This window comes from Brevundimonas sp. KM4, from assembly GCF_000964075.1.
GTDB lineage: Bacteria > Pseudomonadota > Alphaproteobacteria > Caulobacterales > Caulobacteraceae > Brevundimonas > Brevundimonas huaxiensis.
This window is the reverse complement of sequence record NZ_JZRG01000010.1, coordinates 54,192-75,056: the sequence shown is the minus strand read 5'-3', so window position 1 is coordinate 75,056 and position 20,865 is coordinate 54,192. Positions and strand designations below refer to the sequence as shown.

Genomic DNA, 20,865 nt, shown 5'->3' with positions numbered 1-20,865 from the left:
CCGTCACTAATCCGACAACGCCTGACCGTATTGATCCGGCTCCGTCGCACACGCGGCGGGGCCGTCTCGCTTTTGGAGGTCTTGGTCCCGTGTCCACTGAGCATTTGATGGGTGTCTACAATCGCGCGCCGCTGGAAGTGGAACGCGGCCGAGGCGCGCGTCTGTGGGCGACCGACGGGACCGAATATCTCGACTGCGTCGCCGGCATCTCGACCAACGGCTTGGGCCACGCCCACCCCGAACTGGTCCAGGCGGTCAAGGATCAGGCCGAGAAGCTGTGGCACGTCTCCAACATCTTCCGCATTCCGGGTCAGGAAGCGCTGGCCGACGCCCTGTGCGAATCCAGCTTCGCCGACGTGGTGTTCTTCACCAACTCGGGCACCGAAGCCGTCGAATGCGCGCTGAAGACGGCGCGCAAATACCACTCGGCCAACGGCGCGCCTGAGCGGCTCGACATCTACGGCTTCGACGGCTCGTTCCACGGTCGAACCTATGGCGCGATCAACGCCGCCGCCAACCCCAGCTATACCGAGGGCTTCGGCCCGCCGATGCAGGGCTTCCACCAGCTGAAGTGGGGCGACCACGAGGCGATCAAGGCCGCCATCGCCAAGCCCACGACCGCCGCCATCATCGTCGAGCCCGTGCAGGGCGAGGGCGGCTGCCGCGCCATGCCCGAACAGTGCCTGCGGGGTCTGCGCGAACTGTGCGACGAACACGGCGTCCTGATCATCTTCGACGAGGTCCAGTGCGGCATGGGCCGGACCGGAAAGCTGTGGGCCCATGAATGGGCGGGCATGGCGCCGGACATCATGGCGGTGGCCAAGGCTCTGGGCGGGGGCTTCCCCATCGGCGCCTGCCTGGCCTCGGCCAAGGCGGCCAAGGGCATGACAGTCGGCGTGCACGGCTCGACCTTCGGCGGCAACCCCCTGGCCATGGCCGTCGGTCAAAAGGCGCTGAGCCTGATCAACAGCCCCGAGACGCTGAACAACGTCAACGAGGTCGCCGGCTATCTGAAGCAGCAGTTCGCCGGCCTTCAGGAACGCTTCCCCGATGTAATCGCGGACGTGCGCGGCAAGGGTCTGCTGATCGGCATCAAGATGGTGCCGAACAATCGCGAGTTCATGGCCTTGGCGCGCGACACGCAGCAACTGCTGATCGCTGGCGGCGGCGATAATTGCGTGCGCCTGCTGCCGCCGCTGAACCTGACGCTGGACGAGGCCCGCGAAGCCGTGGCCCGTTTCGAAGCGGCCTGCGAGGTCGCCCGCGAAAAACTGGCGGCCTGAGCCCGACATCCGCTCATCCCCGCGAAAGCGAGGACCCAGTTCTTTCGAGAACGCGGGATCAACGGATGAAACACCCGACGGGCGGCTGTCGCCCACAGCACTAGGTCCCCGCCTTCGCGGGGATGAGCGGAGCTAGACATATGGTCCGGCACTTTCTCGACATCCACCGGCTGGACGCGGCGGATCTGCGCGCCATCCTGGACGACGCCCATGCCCGCAAGGCCGCCCGCAAGGGCTGGCCCCAGGGGCGCGCCGACGCCGATGCGCCGGGCAAGGACCGCGTTCTGGCGATGATCTTCGAGAAGAACTCGACCCGCACGCGGTTCAGCTTCGACGCGGCGATCCGCCAGTTGGGCGGCTCGTCCATCATCGCCACGGCCTCGGACATGCAGCTGGGGCGCGGCGAGCCGGTGGAGGACACCGCCCGGGTCCTGTCGCGTATGGTCGACGCCGTGATGATCCGCGCCAACGACCACGAGGATGTCGAGCGGTTCGCCCGCGTCTCCACCGTGCCGGTGGTCAACGGCCTGACCGACCGGTCGCATCCGTGTCAGATCCTGGCCGATCTGCAGACGATCGAGGAGCATCGCGGGCCGATCGCCGGCAAGACGATCGCCTGGATCGGCGACGGCAACAACGTCTGCCACAGCTTCATGCACGCGGCGCCCAAGTTCGGCTTCCATCTGAACGTCGCCTGTCCGGCGGAATACCACCCGGACCTGCGCGACCTGGCCAAGGGCGGCGACGCCGTCACCCTGACCAGCGATCCGCGCGAGGCGGTCAAGGGCGCCGACGTCGTCGTCACCGACACCTGGGTCTCCATGGGGGACCAGGACTATGAGGCGCGGCTGGCGGCGTTCGAACACTACGGCGTCGACGAAGCCCTTATGAATCTCGCCGATCCCGAAGCGGTCTTCCTGCATTGCCTTCCCGCCCACCGTGGCGAGGAAGTCACCGACGCCGTCATCGACGGGCCGCGCTCTCTGGTCTGGGACGAGGCCGAAAACCGCATCCACGCCCAGAAGGCGGTTCTGGCCTGGTGCTTCGGGGGATGATCTACGCTCAGTCCTCGCCGCTGATCGGCGGCGAGGCTGTCGACGGTCCCAACGCCAGCAGACCGTCGTAGGCGCCGTCCTCTACTGGGGTCAGAACGACGCCTTTCATCTGGTTGTCATCGCTGGCGAACGAAGGATTCACGCCGCAGGCATCCCGCCCGCAATTCCAAGCAAAGCCGCCTTGCTGTGCGATCCGGAGGCTCAACGTTTCTCTCGCAGGCAAATGGCCGGTCGCGGGAATGCCCATGTCCGGATATCTGGCGAGAGGGGTCTTGCGCGCGTGGATATTGCCGGCCAGTCCGATCACGCGCGCATCGGGTCTGTTCTGGCGCGCCTCGCTGAGAAGCTGACCCATGTTGAGCTCGTACCACGCCTGATCCAGTTCATGCGCTCGGGTCATGCTGGGCTGGAAAAGGTGGACCGAGATATCGCGTCCCGACGCCTTGAGCATCCGCACCTTTTGCAACAAAGCCAGAAGAGCCTTGCTGGTGCGTCCATCCTGACGAGCGCGGTTCAGAAGAGAGCTGCCACTCAACGTGGCCAATGCACTCGCCTCGTCCGTCTGTGAAATGAACACATCAAGGGTGGGTTGGAGCGTGTCTTCAAGTTCCAGTGCGACAACCACGGGCCCTTGCTCCGCGGCAGCGCAGGCGATTTCGCCGACGGCGCGCGGCGCCTCTTCCGTCCCGTGCAACTCGCCGATCATGATGACCCGTTCGGGCCTTTCCAAGAGCGCGGTCGTCCCATCCGGCGGCGAACAGGTCATGATGGCCGCGCTCAGCAGTCCCAGCATTCTCACATCCCCCTGAGGCTATCGAGTTGCGAAAGACGCAACCTTAAGGGCGGAATTGTGGTGGGCTGGGACTGCTTACTTGCGTCAGTCTTCTTACAGCTTCACGTCCGACACGCCGCCGACATTTGGGACGCTTTTGGTCAGGTTGGCCTTGAGGACTTCGTATCCGAAGCCCAGCGCGCCCTTGTCGGACACCCACACGCGGCCGTCGTCGGCGTCGAAACGGACCAGGGTCAGGTGGGCGTCGTCCTTGCCGTCCGGATACCAGGCGGCGACGACGGGGTTCCAGTATTTCTCGATGCGGCTGCGGTCCTGATCGATGGCCAGGCGGCCGTGGATGCAGGCCTGAACCTTGCCGTCCTTGGCCTGGTAGCAGAACATGCCGTTCTGGCCACCGCCGGCGACGTCACGGGCGAAATCGGTGTCGTCGCGGGTGAAGAACCAGATGGTCCCCGTCTCGTCCTCGCCGAAACCGGTCATGGGTTGGTGGTGATAGCCGGGGCGATCGATGCCCAGCATGCCGGTGTTGGACTCCTTCAGGCTCTTCCAGAATTCCTTCTCGGCCTCGGCGGGGGTCAGTTTGTCGGACACGCGGTCTCTCCTTGAGTGGTTCGCAAGGTTCAACCGACCGGCCGTGATCGGGTTCCCGCCTCTAGGCGCCGGGTATCCAGGGCGCACGCTCGGCGCCGAACAGCGTCGCCAGGTGGATCAGCAGCAGCATGGCGATCGCCGCCGCGCCGACCATCAGGAACCGCCACGGCATCAGGCGCGGTCCCTTGAACGGATCCGGCGGCCGGGCGCCGCGCCATCCGCAAAAGACCATGACGGCGAGGGCGACGCCAAGCAGGACGAGGGTGGTGGTCAGGCTCATGCGCCGCAGGTGGCGAAAGCCGCGCCGCTTGGCAAGCGAACCCTTGCCGGGAGGTTAATCTTCATGTCGCGTTAACCGAGATGATTCACAAATCCGGCTGTCTGGCGCGATGTCCACAGGATTGGGATACCGCTGCTAGATGTTGCGGTTAACCATCAGTTTACACCCTCGATATTGACGGTATAGCCTTCGTCACATGGGCTGGGAGACGAATCAGTGAGCGCTGCAGCGCCGTGGAGCGTTAAGGGAATCGATCCCAAAGCACGCGAGGTCGCCAAGGATCTGGCGCGCCGGTCCGGCATGACGCTGGGCGAATGGCTCAACTCCATGATCATGGAAGACGAGGAGGAGGGCTACGCCACCCTGCCGCGTCGCTCCCAGGCCGCCGAATACGAACGCCGCAACCGCAGCCGCCGTCTGGACGACGCCTATGAGGTCGAAGACAGCCAGCAGCGGATCAGCGCCTCCATCGATGTGATCGCCGCGCGGCTGGAAGCCGCCGAACGTCGCTCGACCGTCGCCATTCAGGGCGTGGACCAGGCCGTCGCGGGCCTGATGCGCCGGCTCGACGGCCAGGAGGCCGAGGCCCAGGGCGCCGCCCGCCGCATCGACGACATCGCCGAGGAGCTGCGCGAAGGGCATCGCCGCCTGCGCGCCTTCGAACGCGACACCGGCCCGTCGACCCAGGAAGCCTTCGGCAAGATCGAGACCTCCCTGGGCGCCCTGACCGGGCGCCTGTACGACATCGAGGAACGCCAGCGTCTGGGCGTCAGCGATCTGCGCGAGCGGATGGAGGCGGTCGAGAAGGCCGCCGGCCCCGGCGTCGGCACGGAAATGCTGGCTCAGGTCAGCGCGCGTCTGGACGAGGCCCAGAACCGCACGACCGAAGCCCTGAAGACGCTGGAACGCTCGTTCGCTGCGCTGGACCAGCGGATGCGGACGGCCGAAAGCCGCGTCGAGCCGGAAGGCGCGCGCGACCTGGCCCGTTTCGAGAAGCTGGCCGAAAGCCTGTCGCGTCAGATCGACAACAATCGCGCCGAGATGATGCAGCGTCTGGACGCCGCCGAAACCGGCGCGCGCATCGACCGTATTGAACGCGCCGTCCAGGCCGTCGGCGATCAGTTGAAGGCGTCCGAAGAGAAGGGCGCCATCGGCCTTGAGGCCATGGGCCGCGAGGTCCTGCGCATCGCCCGCAACCTGAATGCGCGCGTCAAGAAGGTCGAGACGGACAACGACGGTCGCACTGACGCCGTCGCCCGCGCCGCCGCCGACGTCGTCAGCCAGACCATCGAAACCGAGGTCACCCGCCGCGCCGCGCGTCTGGACCAGGAGTTCGCCCGCCACGTCGACCGCGTCGACCAACGCCTGACCGCCAGCGACGATCGCCACGCCATCGCGCTGGAGAAGCTGGGCGGTGAGATCACCCGCATCTCGGACCAACTCAGCGATCGCATCGCCCAGTCCGAGCGCCGCTCGCAGCAGGCGCTGGAAGACATCGGCCGACGCCTGTCGGAAAGCTCGGACAAGATCGAGCAGCGCTACGACCGCGCGTCCGGCGAACTGGCCGAGCGGATGCGTCTGAGCGAGGAGCGCACCGCCCGTCTGCTGGCCGAGGCCCGCGAAAGCATCGACGCCCGCGCGCCGACGCCGATCCGTGACAAGCCGCTGGACAATGAGCCGGCGTGGACCCCGGCGCGACAGGTGCTGGAACGCGCCGCCTCGGCGACCATACAGGCGCCGATCCAGTCCGCATCCATCGAAGGCGACTGGCGCGCCGCCGCCTTCCCCGATGAGACCTTCACCGACCAGGACGCCTGGTCCAGCGATCCGGTGACGCCCGAAGTCGCGACCGCTGCGCCCTTCCCGTCGGCGCCCGTCGTCCAGACCGAGGCCGAGCCCGTCGAGGCGCTGGCCGACGACATGCCGATGCGCCAGGTCGATCCCGACGGCGTCGAACCCATCATCCAGCCCTTCAGCGGTTTCGGCGGCGCCGACGTCGAGGACGCGCTGGAGGCGACGTCGCCGGGCTTCTCGACCGCACCGGCCGAAAAGCGCAGCGCCGACGTCCTGGACGCGGACGACGACGATTTCGGCGGTGAGACCGAGTTCGTGGATCCGCGCCGGCTGCGCTCCAGCATGGAAGCCGCCGCCGCCGCAGGCCGCGCCGCCTCGACCCGCAGCACCATCGACGCCGCACGCGCCGCGATCACCGCGCCGGCCGAGCCGGAACCTGCGCCCCGGTCGGGCTTCGGCCTGAAGCGCGGCGGCAAGTCCAAGCTGCAGGAACGGTTGGACCGGCAGGCGTCCAAGGACGGATCGACGGTCAAGAAGACTTTTCTGGCTTCGGTCACGGCGGTCGCCCTGACCGGGGGCGTCTATGGCTATCTGTCCCTGACCGACGGCGGCGCCCCGGACTTCGAGATGCCCAGCTTCGGCGGCTCGACGACAAACGGCGCCGTGCCTCTGGCCGCGTCGGCTGTGACGCCGACCGGCCCGAAGGCGACCTTCGACATCGGCGGCCCTGGCGCGGCGGATTACGAGGCGGCGATCGGCAAGTTGGAGGCCGGCGACAACTCTGGCCTGGACGGCATGAAGCGCGCGGCCAACCTGGGTTACGCCCCCGCCCAAACCTATCTGGGTCAGCTGTATCTGGACGGCGCCAACGGCGTGCCCGCCGATCCGGTCCAAAGCCGTCAGTGGGGCCGTCGCGCGGCCGAGGGCGGCGATCCGCGCGGGATGCATCTGTATGGGATGCAGCTCTATGAAGGCGACGGCGGCGCGACAAATCAGGCCGAGGCCCTGACCTGGCTGCTGAACGCGGCCGAACGCGGCCTGCCGGACAGCCAGTACAATGTCGCGCGCATCTACGAGACCGGCGCCGACGGCGTGGCCAAGAATCCGACCGAAGCGCTGAAGTGGTATATGATCGCCGCGCGTGGCGGCGATGCGGAGGCCCAGGCCGCCGTGACGCGCCTGCGCCCGACGGCCAGCGCCACGGCCCAGCGCGCGGCCCGCACCGCCGCCGACGCCTTCGTGGCCCAGTCGCAGGCCCAGACTCAAGCGACAGGCTAGATTCCCAGGCGCTGGGCGGCTATCGGTCGCCCGGTCGTCCCCGACCTCGCCCGCCTGACGGCGATTTTTGTGTCCGCTCCAGACGAAGGCGCGTCCTTTGGACATCTATCTGCCGATCGCCGAGGTTTCGGTGAACTGGCCGACCCTGGTGATCCTGGGGGCGGTGGTCGGATTCGTGTCCGGCCTGTTCGGCATCGGCGGCGGTTTCCTGATGGCGCCGATCCTGGTGTTCCTGGGCATCCCCCCGACCGTCGCCGTCGCCAGCCAAGCCAGCCACGTGGTGGCCTCCTCGACGTCGGGCGTCATCCGCTATGCCGGGGCGGGTTCGGTCGATTTCAAGATGGGGTCGGTGATGGCGGCCGGCGGCGCGGCCGGCGCCCTGGCGGGGGTCGAGCTGTTTCGTTACCTGCGCCTGCTGGGCCAGGCCGACCTGGTCGTGGCCCTGTCCTATCTCGTCTTCCTGGGCGCCATCGGCATTCTGATGCTGAACGAGAGCCTGACCGAGATTTTGCGTCGCCGCCGGGGACTGCCCGCGCCGCACAAGCAGCGTCGGCGGCCGATGTGGCTGTACGGTCTGCCGCTGAAGATGAAGTTTCCCAAGTCGGGTCTCTATATCAGCGCCCTGCCGCCGTTCGGCCTGGGCGTCTTTGCGGGCGTCCTGTCAGCCATCATGGGGGTGGGCGGCGGCTTCATCCTGGTGCCGGCCATGCTCTATATCCTGCGTATGCGCGCAGGCGCGGTGGTGGGCACCAGCCTGTTCCAGATCATCATCACCACCGCCATCACCACCATTCTTCAGGCCGGGCGCAACCAGACGGTCGACATCGTCCTGTCCACCATCCTGCTGCTCGGCGGGGTGGTCGGGGCGCAGATCGGCGCGCGCTTCGCCGGGCGGTTCCGCGCCGAGGAACTGCGGGCGGCGCTGGGCCTGATCGTGCTGCTGGTCGGGATCCAGATGGGACTGGATCTGTTCGTGCGGCCCAACGACATCTTCATGATCGCGCCGGGGATCGCCGACTGATGCAGGCGCTTCCTCCCCCTCCGCCCGCCGTTGCCGCCCCGCCGCTCGATCGGTCCGAAGCGACGACCGGCGACCTGCGCGTCGCCGCCGCCCTGACCGACGCCCAAGTCCGGGTCGACAGCAGTTTCCGCGGCGCGTCCATCGTCCTCTACGGCGCCGTATTCAATCCGACGACTGAACCAGCCGACGTAGTGGTCGTGGTGCGGGGACCGGACGCGCCGATCCGCCTGGTCAAGAAGACGCGCACGTCCGGTGTCTGGCTGAACAGCCGGCCCGTGCTGTTCGAGGGTGCGCCCGGCTTCTACATGACCGCCTCGACCCGCCCGCTCAGCGATATCGCGGACTTCGGCCAGCTGCGCCGCCTCGGCGTCGGCGTCGATCACCTGCGCATCGACGCGCCTGAGGAAAGCCGCGCCGTCACCCGCTACGGCGTGCGCGACGTGGTCGTCAGCCGTCTCGGCGACGACTATCTGGACTGGCGCCGCGCCGTGATCCGGCTGAAGGAGGCCGCCGCACTCTACGATACCGATTCCGAGGGCGTCGAGTTCGTCGACCGGGGCCTGTTTCGCGCCGAGGTCAAACTGCCGACCGTGGCGCCCACCGGCAAATACTACGCCGAGGTCTGGCTATTTCAGGACGGCGAGCCGCAGTCGGTGTCGAACCTGACCCTGACGGTCGAGAAGGTCGGGTTGGAGCGCGACATCTATGAGTTCGCACACCGTCGGCCGTGGCTGTACGGCGTGTTGTGCGTCGTGCTGGCCGCCCTGACCGGCTACGGCGCCTCGCGCATCTTCAGCCGGCGGAGTTGAAGCCTAAATCGGCGCGCAGGGCCTCGGCCGTCAATCCGCCGGCCCTCAACTCGGCCAGGGTGATCGAGCGATCGCGCTTGGCGTAGCGCCGCCCGTCCGGCCCCGCCAGCAAGACGTGATGACGATAGGTCGGCGCCGGCCAGCCCATCAGGGTCTGGATCAGCCGCTGCACATGGGTCGCCTCGAAAAGATCCTGACCCCGGATCACATTGGTGATCCCCTGCAGGGCGTCGTCATGGGTCACGGCCAGATGATAGGCGACGCCGGTATCCTTGCGCGCCAGGACGACATCACCCGCCGCCTCGGGATCGACGGCGATGACGCCGGTTTCGCCGTTCGGACCCTGGCCCTCCTCGACGAAACTCAGGCCGTTCCAGGCCGCCTCGCCCAAGGCCTCCCGCGCCCGGTCCAGCGACAGCCGCCAGGCGAAGGCCGCACCAGAGGCCAGCAGATGCGTCTCCTCGTCCGCCGTATGCGGACCGGGCTTCGCCGCCTCCATCGCCCCGTGCGGCGCCTCGCCGATGGCGCTCAGGAGCTCCTTGCGCGTGCGGAAACACCGATAGAGCAAGCCGCGCGCCCGCAGGCCCTCGATCACGGCGGCGTAGTCGTCCAGATGATCCGACTGGCGCCGGACCGGCGTGTCCCAGTCCAGACCCAACCAGGCCAAATCTTCCAGAATGCCCGCCTCATGTTCCAGTCGGCATCGCGTCGGATCGATATCCTCAATGCGCAGCACGAACCGCCCGCCCGCCGTCTTCGCCGCCGTCCAGGCGGTCAGGGCCGAGAAAGCGTGGCCCTTGTGCAGGCAGCCGGTCGGCGAGGGGGCGAAGCGGGTGGCGAACATCAAGACGCTCTTTAGCGGTTTGCGGCCCTCAACGGCGCCCCCGCTCTTTCCGACAAGCGCGACGGGCCGTAAGCATGGCGCATGCCGTTCGCACCCACGCCTGATGACATCGCCGCCGCGCGCCGGGCGCTGGTCGCCGCCGATCCGGCGCTCGTTCGCGTGGACGCCCAGACGCCGCCGCTGGAATGGCGGCTGAGAGTGGGCGGGTTCGAAGGCTTGTTCCGCATGATCGTGGAGCAGCAGGTGTCGGTGGCCTCGGCCGCTTCGGTCTGGGCGCGGCTGCGCGAAGGCATGGGCGGGATCACGCCCGAGCTGTTGCTGGCGCACGATCTGGATCAGCTGCGCGGCATGGGTCTGTCGCGGCAGAAGGCGACCTATGGTCAGGGGATCGCGCGGGCGCAGATCGCGGGCGAGATCGATCTGGAGCATCTGGCCAACCTGGATGACGAGGCGGCGATCGCGTCCCTGACGGCGCTGAAAGGCGTGGGGCTGTGGACGGCCGAGGCCTATCTGATGATGTGCGAGGGGCGGCTGGATGTCTTCCCCGGCGGCGACGTGGCCTTGCAGGAGGCGATCCGCTGGGCGGACGGCGCAGAGGTGCGACCCGATCAGAAGGGCGCCTATGCCCGCGCCGAGGTCTGGCGGCCTTATCGTGCGGTCGCCACGCACCTGCTGTGGGCCTGGTACACGGGCGTGAAGCGCGGCGAGATCGCACTGGATGCCTCGGCATGACCCCGCTCGATCCGGCTCTGACCGAACCGCTGCGCAATCCGCAGACCGTGCTGACCGCGCTGGATTTCGCCGGCGTGGCGGTCTTCGCCGCCACCGGCGCCCTGGCCGCAGCGCGCGAGAAGCACGACGTGGTCACCTTCGCCTTCTTCGGCGCCATCACCGGCGTGGGCGGCGGGACGCTGCGTGACCTGTTACTGGGCCTGCCGGTCTTCTGGGTGCAGGACTGGCGCTATCTGGCGGTCTGCCTGTTCGCCTCGACGGCCCTGTGGCTGGTGGGGCAGCGCGACTGGCGGTTTCGCGCCCTGCTGTGGCTGGATGCGGTCGGGCTTGCGGCCTATGGCGTGATGGGCGCGGCCAAGGCCGAGGCGGCCGGGGCGCCGGCCCTGATCTGCATCGTCATGGGCACGCTGACGGCCTGTTTCGGCGGGGTCGTGCGCGACACCCTGGCGGGTCAGCCGTCGATCCTGCTGCGGCGAGAGATCAACGTCACAGCAGCGATCCTGGCGGCGACGGTCTATATGGTGCTGAGGGCGCCGGGCGTCGGCGTCTGGCCCGCCGCCATCGTCGCGGCGCTGTCCGGCTTCCTGCTGCGCGCGGCCGCCCTGCGCTGGGGCTGGACCCTGCCGGGGTTTCCGACCCACGCGCGCGGGGTCTGAGGCAGAACGTCACGAAAACGCTGCACACTGGTCATGGCGATGAGCGGGAATCAGGGTTAGGTTAAATCGACAAGACCAAGGCCAAGACTAGGGAAGGAGACGTGTCCTCACCTCTGTCGCCTCAAAATCCCCCCGTCTGAGCGGGAGGGCCTGATGCAGGTTCTCCATCGACCGCCCTCCGGTTTTCCCGCGTTGGTGCTGAACGCCGACTTCCGGCCGCTGTCCTATTATCCGCTGTCGCTGTGGCCGTGGGAGGAGGCGGTCAAGGCGGTCTATCAGGACCGCGTGGACGTGGTGTCCCTGTATGACAAGGTCGTCCGCTCGCCGTCGATGGAGATGCAGCTTCCCAGCGTGATCGCGCTGCGCAGCTATGTGGATCAGGACCGCAGCCCCGCCTTCACCCGCTTCAACGTCTTTCTGCGCGACGGTTTCGCCTGTCAGTACTGCGGTCAGTCGGCTGAGTTGACCTTCGACCACGTCATCCCGCGCTCACAGGGCGGACGCACGACCTGGGACAATATCGTCGCGGCCTGCAGCCCCTGCAATCTGGCCAAGGGCGGACGAACGCCGCGCCAGGCCATGATGCCGATCCGCCGCGAACCCTATCGCCCCAACGCCTGGCAGCTTCAGGACGCCGGCCGACGCTTCCCGCCGCACTATCTGCACCAGAGCTGGCTGGACTACCTCTATTGGGACATCGAGCTGGAGCCCTAGGGGCGCAGGACGGCGACGCCCGGACGGCTGGTTTCGACGCGGCGACGGCGCAGGCGACGATCCAGGCGGTCGATCTCGGCCAGGGTCATGTCCGGATGGCGGCGGAAGGCCTGGCGCAACTGTTCGATGCGGCCGGGCGCCCAGGCGGCGGCGACGCCGGCCGCGCCCGCCAGGAAGTCGATGACCGAGACGCTGCGGCCGGTCAGGGCCTGAAGCAGTTCAGCCCCGAAGGCGGCGGCGATGACATAGAGGGCCAGGTCGTCGCGGCGCTGGTTCGGCGCGATCAGGAACAGGCCGCTGGCCACGCCATAGAAGGCGATGACGTGGGCGGCCTTGTCGTTTAGGCCGAAGACCTGTTCCAGACCCTGGAACGGTCCCAACATCAGGACGGCCATGCCCAGCGCCGCAAGGGCGAAGCCGAGGCGAGCGGCCATGACGATGCGGCGGGGCGTGAACATGAGGCGGGTGTCCGTGACCTTGATCCGCCGTCATCCTGCATCGCCGTCCGCCAAGATGCGGTGAAGCGACGTGCTGAACGCTTTACAAACAGACTATCGCAGAATCGCCCAATCTAGGGCGTGGACACGGTCGCGTCCCAGGGCGGCGGCCATAGGAGGGGTGGCGAACAGGTCGGCGATGGCGGGATCGCGCACGTTCAGCCCGCCGGTGAAGGCGCCGAAGGCCGGCAGGACGATGCGCGATCCGTCGGTGACGAAGCACGGACGGCGCACGCCGCGTCCATAGGCGGCGATCTTGGCGGCGGGATGCAGGTGGCCCGCGACCTCGCCACGCCGGTCGTCGTCGGCCGTCAGCGGTTCCGGTTCGTGGGTCAGACGCAACGCGCCGAGCATCATGTCGCCGACGATCCGGCCGGGCAGGCGGACGGTCGCCTCCGCATCGCGCACCATGCTGCGGTTCAGGGCCTCGCGGTCGTGATTGCCTTCCAGCCACAGCCAGTCGCGCCCCGCCGCCAGCCGGTCCAGCCGCTCCCGGTCGTCGGCCGCCATGCGGGGAATGGCCTTCGCATCATGGAAGCTGTCGCCCAGCAGCACGACCAAGGTCGGGTTCAGTTCGACGATCTCGGCTTCCAGCCTGTCCAGCGTGGCGCGGCTGTCATAGGGCGGCAGCAGTTGGCCGCGCACGGCGAAGGCTGAGCCTTTTTCCAAATGCAGGTCCGCGACGATCAGGGCGCCGTGGGCCGGCACCCACATCGCCCCGGAACATCGCAGCACACAGGCCTCGCCCGCGATCCGCACGCTCAGCGAACCGCAGATCTTGCGGGCGGGGGACAGGGTCTGGCGCAGGGCGGCGTTCATGCGGCGGCCCCCGACTGGCTGGGCGGCTCGGCGTCGTCCATGACTTCGGCGATCAGCAGGTCGGCGCTCTCATCCAGAATCATTTCGGCGGCGTCTCCGCTGACCCGCTCGCGTCCGATCTGAACCAGCACGGGCACGCAGAAGGGCGAGGCGCGGCTTAGGGGTTGGTGGCGGATGCGCCCCTCAATGCGCGCCAGCATCTGGCCCAGGCGCGCCACGTCCAGCAGGCCCGAGGCGGCGTCGGCGCGGGCGGTCTTCAGCAGCAGATGGTCAGGTTGGTGGCGGCGCAGCACGTCGTAGATCAGGTCGGTGGAGAAGGTCACCTGCCGGCCGGTCTTTTCGGCGCCGGGCTGGCGGCGTTCGATCAAGCCCGAGATCAGGGCGCAATTGCGGAAGGACCGCTTCATCATGAAGCTTTCCTCCAGCCAGGCTTCCAGATCGTCACCCAGCATGTCCGGCTGGAACAGGGCGTCCAGATCGATCGTGTCCATCGGCTTGATCGACCAGATCGCCAGTGAATAGTCGGTCACGACGAACCCCAGCGGCCCGACGCCCATCCGGTCCAACCGCCGGGTCAGCAGCATGCACAGGGTGGTGTGGGCCAGATTGCCCTCGAACGGATAGGCCACCAGGAAATGCCGACTGCCGCGCGGGAAGGTTTCGACCAGCATGGATTCGGCGTCGGGAATGACCGAGCGGGTTTCCTGCAACTCCAGCCATTCCTGCACGTCGGGCGGCAGGACGCGCCAGTGGTCGCGGTCGTGGATCATGGTGCGCACCCGGTCGGCCAGCGAGGTCGACAGCGGGAACTTCGATCCGCCCCACGACGGAATCTTGGGGTCGCTGTCATTGGCGTGGGTGACCAGGGCGTCGGTGCCGGTGATGCCCTGGAACGCCCAGGTCTGACCGGCGAACTGGAAGGTGTCGCCGGGCGTCAGCTGTTCGAAATACCACTCCTCGGCCTCGCCCACCTTGCGGCCGCCGATCAACTGGCGCGAGGCGCCGCCGCGACGGCTGGCGACGCGGACGTTCAGCGTTCCCGCCGAGACGATGGCGCCGACGTTCATGCGGTGGCGCTGGGCGATATGCGGGTTTCTGACCTTCCAGCGTCCATCCGGCGTGCGCACGATCCGGGCGAACCGGTCGTAGGTGCGCAGCGCATAGCCGCCGGTGGCGACGAAATCGACCACCTCCTCGAACTGCTCCCACGTCAGGTTGCGATAGGGGCCGCAGCCGGTGATCTCGTCATACAGGACCTGCATGTCGAACGGCTCGGAACAGGCCACGCCCATGACGTGCTGGGCCAGGGTGTCGAGCGTGCCGATATGGACTGGCTCCCAGTCGAAGGCGTTGTCGGCGACGGCCTCGCGCGCCGCTTGGCACTCCAGCATCTCGAACCGGCTGGCGGGCACCAGAAGCGCGCGCGACGGCTCGTCCAGACGGTGGTTGGCGCGGCCGATCCGCTGGACCAGACGGCTGGAGCCCTTGGGCGCCGCCATCTGGATGACCAGGTCCACATCGCCCCAGTCGATGCCCAGATCCAGCGTCGAGGTGCAGACCACGGCCCTGAGGTCGCCGCGCGCCATGGCCGCCTCGATCTTGCGCCGCTGCTCGGCCGCCAGCGAGCCGTGGTGCAGGCCGATGGGCAGGTTCTCGTCGTTGATGGCCCACAGCTGCTGGAATACGAACTCGGACTGCCAGCGGGTGTTGACGAAGATCAGGGCCAGGGTCGAACGCTGGATGGCGGCATAGACCTCCGGGATCGCGTGCTGGCCCGTGTGGCCCGCCCACGGCACCTTGCCCTCGGAGATCAGCACGTCGATGACGGCGGGCGCGCCGGGGTCGCCCTTGACCAGAGTCACCACATCAAGAGCCCCTCCGCCCGGAGCCAACCACCCCCGGATCAGATCGGGATCCTCGATGGTCGCGCTCAGACCCACCCGGCGCATGTCGGGGGCGAAACTCTGCAATCGACCCAGACCTAGAGACAATAGGTCCCCGCGCTTGCCGCTCCAGATCGCATGGACCTCGTCCAGCACGACGCATTTCAGATCGGCGAAATAGGACCGGGCGCCTTCCCAGGCGCAGAACAGGGCCAGCTGCTCGGGCGTGGTCAGCAGGATGTCGGGCGGAAAGTCGCGCTGTCGCTGGCGTTTGGACTGTTTGGTGTCGCCGGTGCGCGTCTCGACGTGGATGTTCAGCCCGATCTCGCGGATCGGGGTCATCAGATTGCGCTCGACGTCCGTCGTCAGGGCCTTCAGCGGCGACAGATAAAGCGTATGCACGCCCGACCCCGGCCCGGTCGCCGGCTTCGGTCCGCGCTCGGCCAGGTCGATCAGGCTGGGCAGAAACCCCGCCAGCGTCTTGCCCCCGCCGGTCGGCGCGACCAGCAAAGCGTGGCGGCCGGCCTCCCCCGCCGCCACCATCTCCAGCTGATGCCGCCGGGGCGCCCAGCCGCGCGACGCGAACCAGTCGGCGAACAGGGGCGGAAGCGTTGCGGGAGCGGCGGCGGTCGTCACGGACGGGATATAGCATGTTCCCGTTCCGTTTCAGCCCCAGGCTCGCTATCTATCGGACGTGTCCGACGAATCCGTCATTTCCGAAATCCGCCTGGCCGGCGCCCAGCCGTGGGCGGACTTGCCGCCGGCGCTCGCCACGCCGCCGGGCGCAGGGGCGGTGTGCGACGAGGCGGGGACCCGGAAGATCGGGCGCGGGGCGGCCGAGGGGTTCTTCAGCACCGGGCCGGTGCTGGTCGCCCATGCCTCGCTGACGGCGCGCCGGCTGGGGCTGACGCCGCCGCCGCGATCGACTGATCTGATGGATGTGCTGGAGCTTTACGCCTTCGTGCGACCGGCGCGCTTTTGTGCGCCGTCACCGACGGGCTTGGCGCTGTCGCTGGGTCTGGCCGAGCCGAAGTCGGCGGAGGAACAGGCGGCGGGCCTGCGTGAGGCGGCGGGGCTGCTGCTGCGCGAACTGGCCGATCCGGCCTACCGGGAGCGCGAGGCGGCCTATGTCCTGGCGCTGACAATGCAGCGGGCGGGCTGGGCCTGGGGCGAGCGGGTGGTTCAGGCGCTGGAGGCCGGCGGCGTAAGGGCGCGCCAGCATCGCGGGTCGGGGCTGGATGTCTGGTCGCGCCTGACCGAATGGGAGGACGAGGCGCCGCGCGGCGAGGCGGGATCGGCCCCGGTCGACAGCGAGAGCGCCCGCATCCGGCTGGAGAAACTGCTTCAGGCCTCGGGCCTGGACGAGACGCGGCCGACGCAATCGGACTACGCCGCCGAAGCCGCCTTCGCCTTTTCGCCGAGGAATGAGGAGGGGCGGCCCCGCATGCTGCTGGCCGAGGCGGGAACCGGCACCGGCAAGACCCTGGGCTATCTGGCGCCCGCCTCGCTTTGGGCCGAACGGAACCAGGGAGCGGCGTGGATCTCGACCTATACCCGCGCGCTGCAACGGCAGATCGACCGCGAAAGCCATTCGCTGTGGCCCGATCCGGCCGAGCGCAAGAAGAAGGCGGTGATCCGCAAGGGGCGCGAGAACTATCTGTGCGTCCTGAACCTGCAGGACATGGTCCAGGCGGCCCAGCTGGGGAATGGCGACCTGATCGGCCTGGCGCTGGCCGGGCGATGGGCGCTGCATACGCGCGACGGCGACATGACGGGCGGGGACTTTCCCGGCTGGCTGCCCGGCCTGTTCGCCATGCCGGCGGCTCATGCGGCGGGAGCGGCCAATCTGGTGGACCGGCGCGGCGAGTGCGTCCACGCCGCCTGTCCGCACTACCGCACCTGTTTCGTGGAAAAGACGATCCGCGCCAGCCGCCGCGCGGATCTGGTGATCGCCAATCACGCCCTGGTCCTGACCCAGGCGGCATTCGACGGCGCGCGCTCGGCGCGGGGCCAGAAGTCGGACGGTGAGACGGCGGCGCTGAAGCGGATCGTTTTCGACGAGGGCCACCACCTGTTCGACGCCGCCGACAGCGCCTTTTCCGCCTGTCTGTCGGGCCAGGAGGCGGCCGAGCTGCGTCGCTGGATTCGTGGGCCGGAAGGGCGGGGGCGTCGCGGGCGCGGGCTTCAGCAGCGGCTGGGCGACATGGTCGGCGACAATGACGCGGCGCTGAAATCGCTTCAGGACGCCATCCGCGCCTCCGCCGCCCTGCCGGGCGAAGGCGTGTCGGGCCGCGTCGCCCCCGCCTCAGGCGAGGTCAATCCGATCGGACCGATCGAGGCCTTCCTGGCCGCCGCGCTGGATCAGCTGCGCGCCCGCACGGCGGAGACCAATACGTACGGCGGCCCCGAGTTCGGCATGGAGTGCGCGCTGAAGCCGGTGACCGATCCGGTCGCCGAGACGGCGCGCGCGGCGGCCCAGGCCCTGGCCGCCATCGAGGCGCCGCTGCTGGCGCTGTCGCGACATCTGGAAGACATCCTTGACGACGAGGCGGCAGAGCTGGACGGGTCGCAACGGTCGCGCATCGAAGGGGCGCTGCGCGGACTGGATCGGCGCGCGCGCATGACCCTGCCGGGGTGGCGGTCGATGCTGGCGGCGCTGGAGGACGGGGGCGATCAGCCCGATCCTGATTTCGTCGATTGGCTGTCGGCCGACACGGCGTTCGGCCGTATCCACGACGTGGCGCTGCGTCGCCACTGGATCGACCCGACGGTTCCGCTGGAGGCCGCCGTGATCGTGCCGTCGCACGGGGTGCTGGTGACGTCGGCCACCCTCTCCGATCCCTTGCAGGAAGACCCGTTCGATCTGGCGCGGATGCGGACCGGCTCGGCGCGTTTGATCGAGCCGCCTCGCACCCTGAAGGTCGAGAGCCCGTTCGACTATGCGGCCAACAGCCGGGTCATCGTCGTCAACGATCTGGTCAAGGACGATCCGCGCCAGACGGCGGCGGCGATGCGCGAACTGTTCCTGGCGGCGGGCGGCGGGGGGCTGGGCCTGTTCACCGCCATTCGCCGATTGAAGGCGGTCTATGAGCGGCTGGGGCCGGATCTGGCGAAGTCGGGCGTGCCTCTGTATGCCCAGCACGTCGATCCGCTGGAGGTCGGGGCGCTGGTGGACATGTTCCGGGTCGAGGAGAATTCCTGCCTTTTGGGCACCGACGCCGTGCGCGACGGGGTTGACGTGCCGGGACGGTCGCTGCGGGTGCTCGCCTTCGACCGTGTGCCGTGGCCGCGCCCGGATTTGCTGCACAAGGCGCGGCGCGAACGGTTGGGCGGCAAGGGCTATGACGATGCCCTGGCCCGCGCCCGCATCGCCCAGGCGTTCGGCCGGCTGATCCGGCGCGGCGACGACAAGGGTGTCTTTCTGATGCTGGACGCCGCCACCCCCACCCGCCTGTTCGCCAGCCTGCCGCCCGGGACCGAGGTCCAGCGCATGGGCCTGGCCGATGCGGTCGAACTGACCCGCACTTTCCTGAACCCCGAGACGACGTAGGATGTCCAAGACCACGCCTGCCACCGTCGCCCTGACCAAGGCCGGCGTCGCCTTCGATCTGTTTCCCTACGACTATGATCCCGACGCGCCGCGCGTGGGATTGCAGGCCGCCGAGGCGTTGGGCGTGGCGCCAGAGCAGGTGTTCAAGACCCTCATGGTCCTGATCGACGGCGCTCCGGCTTGCGTCATCGTGCCGTCCGACTGCGAGGTCAGCATGAAGAAGCTGGCGGCGGTGCTGGGGGCTAAGTCGGCCCAGATGATGAAGCCGGCCGACGCCGAACGTCTGACCGGCTACAAGGTCGGCGGGGTCAGCCCGTTCGGCCAGCGAAAGGCCGTGCCTACTGCGATCGACGAAACCGCCATCCTGTTCGATCAGGTCCTGATCAACGGCGGTCAGCGGGGGCTTCTGCTGGGCCTGGCGCCGGACGATGCGCGGCGGGCGGCGAAGGCGGTGCTGGCCGACCTGACCGCCTAGAAGGTCGGGGTGCGGCGCGCTATAGGTCCGGCATGACCGAAGTCTCGACGACCAAGCGACACAGCCGCAAGGGCCTGTATGCGCCCTTCATCCTGGTGCTGATCGCGCTGGCGGCCTGGACGGGATGGTGGATCTTCCTGACGCGCCAGATCGACACGCGGCTTGAGGCTCAGGTCCAGACCCTGCGTCAGGACGGCTGGGACATCCGCTTCGCCGACAAATCTATAAATGGCTGGCCGTTTCGCACCCGTGTGGCCTTGACGAACCTGATCGTTCAGGCGCCGTCGGGCCATGCGATCAAGGCGTCCGATCTGACCGCAGAGGCCAACGCCTATCAGCCGACCAAATGGGTGGTGGTGGCCCCGCAAGGCCTGATGCTGACCCGCGCAGGCAAGGGCGAGGTCGCGGTCAAGGGCGACGCCATCCGCATGAGCGCCAGCGGCATCGATCAGCGTTGGCCCAATCTGGCGCTGGAGATGGTCAATCCGGTCTTCACGGCCCAGACCGGCGCCGAACCCTTCCCCATCGCCCGGGCCGCGCGGATCGAATTCTATGCTCGGCCGCATCTGGAGGGCTCGACCGCGCCGACCGACGACGTCGATGTCATGTTCCGTCTGGTGGATGGGCAGGGGCGGGCGGACGGCCCCGTCGAGGGCTTCGCCCAGGACGGCCGCCTGACGACCCAGCTGGAGGCCGAGATCGGCCACGCCAGCCTACTGAAGACCGGCGGCGATGCGGCGGGTGTCTTCTCCGCCTGGACAAAGGCGGGCGGGACGTTCCGCAATGTGCGCGGCGATCTGCAGGCGGGCGACAGCCGTGCGACCCTCTCCAGCGATGTCTTGCGAGCCGATGCGAACGGCCGGCTGACCGGCCAGGTGCAACTTCAGGCGCAAAAGCCTTTGCCCGCCCTTGCTGGTTTGATGGCGACCCGACAGGGGCCGGTGAACCGCATCGGCGCGGCCGGGGCCGCCGCAGCAGCGGGCGCGGCCGAGGCGACGGGACAGGAGCAACTGCCCCTGACGCTGGTCTTCCGCGACGGCCGCACCTGGCTCGGCCCCTTCCCGCTGGCCCCGGCGCCCAAGCTGTTCTGATGGCGCTGCTGAACGAACCCGAAGCCGACGACGCCCTGCTGGCGCTGGATCGCGCCCTGGCCGAGGCGGTGCGGGCGCGGGTCGCCGCCGGTCCGTGCGACCGAGCCGACGCCTCGGCCATCGCCCTGCGTCAACTGCTAGACGGCGCCTCGGCGGATGAGGCTGCGACGGTCAAGGCGGTGTGGGGCCGGATCGAGGCGGCAACCGGACCCGCGCTGGTCGTCTGTGGCGGCGTGGCCCAAGCCCTGGCCACGGACCGCTACGGCCTGCGGTCGCGACCCTTGTTTGCCGACGAAGCGCTGAAGGCGGCTGAGGCGGGCTCGCGCGCCGTGATCGACCTGTCGCCCGACCGGCCGTGGTGGGGCCGCCTGCTGGCGCGGCCCGAACTGAAGATCGTCGCCGCCCTGCCGGACAACCGGCGCGGACGGCCCCAGGCCTTCGTCGTGTCCAAAGAGACATCCGGCCCTACGGGCGACGACCGCAGCTTCTGGGTCACCGACAGCGGCTGGTCCGAGACCAAGATCGTGGACGCCTTGGGCGACGCGGGACTGATCGCCGATCCGCTGGCGGCGGCGGGCGGGTTGAAGCTGTTTATGCTGACGGGCTATGTGCAGATCGACGACGGGCGGCTGAAGAGCGCGCCCGGCCGAATGAGCGGCGTGATCGGCGCCGCCCCCATCTTCTGAGATCAAGGCTTTCC

General features: G+C 68.6%; 19 protein-coding genes. 12 read left to right on the top strand and 7 right to left on the bottom strand.

The window, feature by feature from the left end; genetic code table 11:
* The first annotated feature begins 89 nt into the window (after positions 1-89).
* Positions 90-1,283 (top strand): aspartate aminotransferase family protein, encoded by a 1,194-nt coding sequence (locus VH88_RS07185; protein WP_255360404.1) that lies wholly within the window; start codon positions 90-92, stop codon positions 1,281-1,283.
* Between the two features lie 140 nt (positions 1,284-1,423).
* Complete coding sequence (argF, locus tag VH88_RS07180; protein ID WP_045810647.1) at positions 1,424-2,338, top strand: ornithine carbamoyltransferase; 915 nt, start codon at positions 1,424-1,426, stop codon at positions 2,336-2,338.
* A gap of 7 nt (positions 2,339-2,345) precedes the next feature.
* Here argF and VH88_RS07175 read toward each other — a convergent pair whose 3' ends face one another.
* The 3 genes from VH88_RS07175 to VH88_RS07165 all read right to left on the bottom strand — a co-directional run bounded on the left by VH88_RS07175 (position 2,346) and on the right by VH88_RS07165 (position 4,002).
* Entirely contained in the window at positions 2,346-3,131 is a 786-nt protein-coding gene (locus tag VH88_RS07175; protein ID WP_045810646.1) for a hypothetical protein, read from the bottom strand.
* Positions 3,132-3,224: 93 nt separating this feature from the next.
* Complete coding sequence (locus tag VH88_RS07170) at positions 3,225-3,722, bottom strand: pyridoxamine 5'-phosphate oxidase family protein (protein ID WP_045810645.1); 498 nt, start codon at positions 3,720-3,722, stop codon at positions 3,225-3,227.
* A 61-nt stretch (positions 3,723-3,783) separates the two neighbouring features.
* Positions 3,784-4,002, bottom strand: coding sequence for a hypothetical protein (locus tag VH88_RS07165; protein WP_045810644.1), 219 nt, complete (start codon positions 4,000-4,002; stop codon positions 3,784-3,786).
* A gap of 216 nt (positions 4,003-4,218) precedes the next feature.
* Between VH88_RS07165 and VH88_RS07160 the strand changes: the two genes are divergently transcribed.
* The 3 genes from VH88_RS07160 to VH88_RS07150 all read left to right on the top strand — a co-directional run bounded on the left by VH88_RS07160 (position 4,219) and on the right by VH88_RS07150 (position 8,904).
* Positions 4,219-7,074, top strand: a complete 2,856-nt coding sequence (locus VH88_RS07160; RefSeq protein ID WP_231576609.1) for a hypothetical protein — start codon at positions 4,219-4,221, stop codon at positions 7,072-7,074.
* A 97-nt stretch (positions 7,075-7,171) separates the two neighbouring features.
* Positions 7,172-8,095 (top strand): sulfite exporter TauE/SafE family protein, encoded by a 924-nt coding sequence (locus VH88_RS07155; RefSeq protein ID WP_017506607.1) that lies wholly within the window; start codon positions 7,172-7,174, stop codon positions 8,093-8,095.
* Positions 8,095-8,904, top strand: coding sequence for a TIGR02186 family protein (locus VH88_RS07150; RefSeq protein WP_045810643.1), 810 nt, complete (start codon positions 8,095-8,097; stop codon positions 8,902-8,904). The genes VH88_RS07155 and VH88_RS07150 overlap by 1 nt, the downstream gene beginning before the upstream one ends.
* Here VH88_RS07150 and gluQRS read toward each other — a convergent pair.
* Entirely contained in the window at positions 8,888-9,751 is an 864-nt protein-coding gene (gene gluQRS / locus VH88_RS07145) for a tRNA glutamyl-Q(34) synthetase GluQRS (protein WP_045810642.1), read from the bottom strand. The genes VH88_RS07150 and gluQRS overlap by 17 nt on opposite strands.
* Before the next feature lie 78 nt (positions 9,752-9,829).
* On the opposite strand from gluQRS, the gene VH88_RS07140 reads away from it, so the two are divergent.
* From VH88_RS07140 to VH88_RS07130, 3 genes are all read left to right on the top strand, one after another.
* A complete protein-coding gene (locus VH88_RS07140; protein WP_045810641.1) occupies positions 9,830-10,480 on the top strand; it encodes a DNA-3-methyladenine glycosylase in 651 nt (216 codons plus the stop codon).
* Entirely contained in the window at positions 10,477-11,136 is a 660-nt protein-coding gene (locus VH88_RS07135) for a trimeric intracellular cation channel family protein (protein ID WP_039244011.1), read from the top strand. The genes VH88_RS07140 and VH88_RS07135 overlap by 4 nt, the downstream gene beginning before the upstream one ends.
* 153 nt (positions 11,137-11,289) lie before the next feature.
* Entirely contained in the window at positions 11,290-11,850 is a 561-nt protein-coding gene (locus tag VH88_RS07130; protein ID WP_026108602.1) for an HNH endonuclease, read from the top strand.
* Here VH88_RS07130 and VH88_RS07125 read toward each other — a convergent pair.
* The 3 genes from VH88_RS07125 to VH88_RS07115 all read right to left on the bottom strand — a co-directional run bounded on the left by VH88_RS07125 (position 11,847) and on the right by VH88_RS07115 (position 15,685).
* Positions 11,847-12,308 (bottom strand): hypothetical protein, encoded by a 462-nt coding sequence (locus VH88_RS07125; protein WP_045810640.1) that lies wholly within the window; start codon positions 12,306-12,308, stop codon positions 11,847-11,849. The genes VH88_RS07130 and VH88_RS07125 overlap by 4 nt on opposite strands.
* A gap of 93 nt (positions 12,309-12,401) precedes the next feature.
* The gene (gene pdeM / locus VH88_RS07120) at positions 12,402-13,166 is read right to left on the bottom strand and encodes a ligase-associated DNA damage response endonuclease PdeM (protein ID WP_045810639.1); all 765 of its coding nucleotides are present in this window, start codon (positions 13,164-13,166) and stop codon (positions 12,402-12,404) included.
* Positions 13,163-15,685, bottom strand: a complete 2,523-nt coding sequence (locus VH88_RS07115; protein WP_045810638.1) for a ligase-associated DNA damage response DEXH box helicase — start codon at positions 15,683-15,685, stop codon at positions 13,163-13,165. Before VH88_RS07115 ends, pdeM begins: the two co-directional genes overlap by 4 nt.
* Before the next feature lie 58 nt (positions 15,686-15,743).
* Here VH88_RS07115 and VH88_RS07110 point away from each other — a divergent pair, with 58 nt between their 5' ends.
* The 4 genes from VH88_RS07110 to VH88_RS07095 are packed head-to-tail and all read left to right on the top strand — an operon-like array spanning position 15,744 to position 20,851.
* Positions 15,744-18,599 carry an ATP-dependent DNA helicase gene (locus VH88_RS07110; protein WP_045810637.1) on the top strand — a complete coding sequence of 952 codons (2,856 nt, stop codon included), beginning with the start codon at positions 15,744-15,746 and terminating at the stop codon, positions 18,597-18,599.
* A gap of 1 nt (position 18,600) precedes the next feature.
* Positions 18,601-19,074, top strand: a complete 474-nt coding sequence (gene ybaK / locus VH88_RS07105; RefSeq protein WP_045810636.1) for a Cys-tRNA(Pro) deacylase — start codon at positions 18,601-18,603, stop codon at positions 19,072-19,074.
* Positions 19,075-19,106: 32 nt separating this feature from the next.
* Positions 19,107-20,165 carry a DUF2125 domain-containing protein gene (locus VH88_RS07100; RefSeq protein WP_045810635.1) on the top strand — a complete coding sequence of 353 codons (1,059 nt, stop codon included), beginning with the start codon at positions 19,107-19,109 and terminating at the stop codon, positions 20,163-20,165.
* Positions 20,165-20,851, top strand: coding sequence for a hypothetical protein (locus VH88_RS07095; RefSeq protein ID WP_045810634.1), 687 nt, complete (start codon positions 20,165-20,167; stop codon positions 20,849-20,851). Before VH88_RS07100 ends, VH88_RS07095 begins: the two co-directional genes overlap by 1 nt.
* The last annotated feature ends 14 nt before the right edge of the window (positions 20,852-20,865 follow it).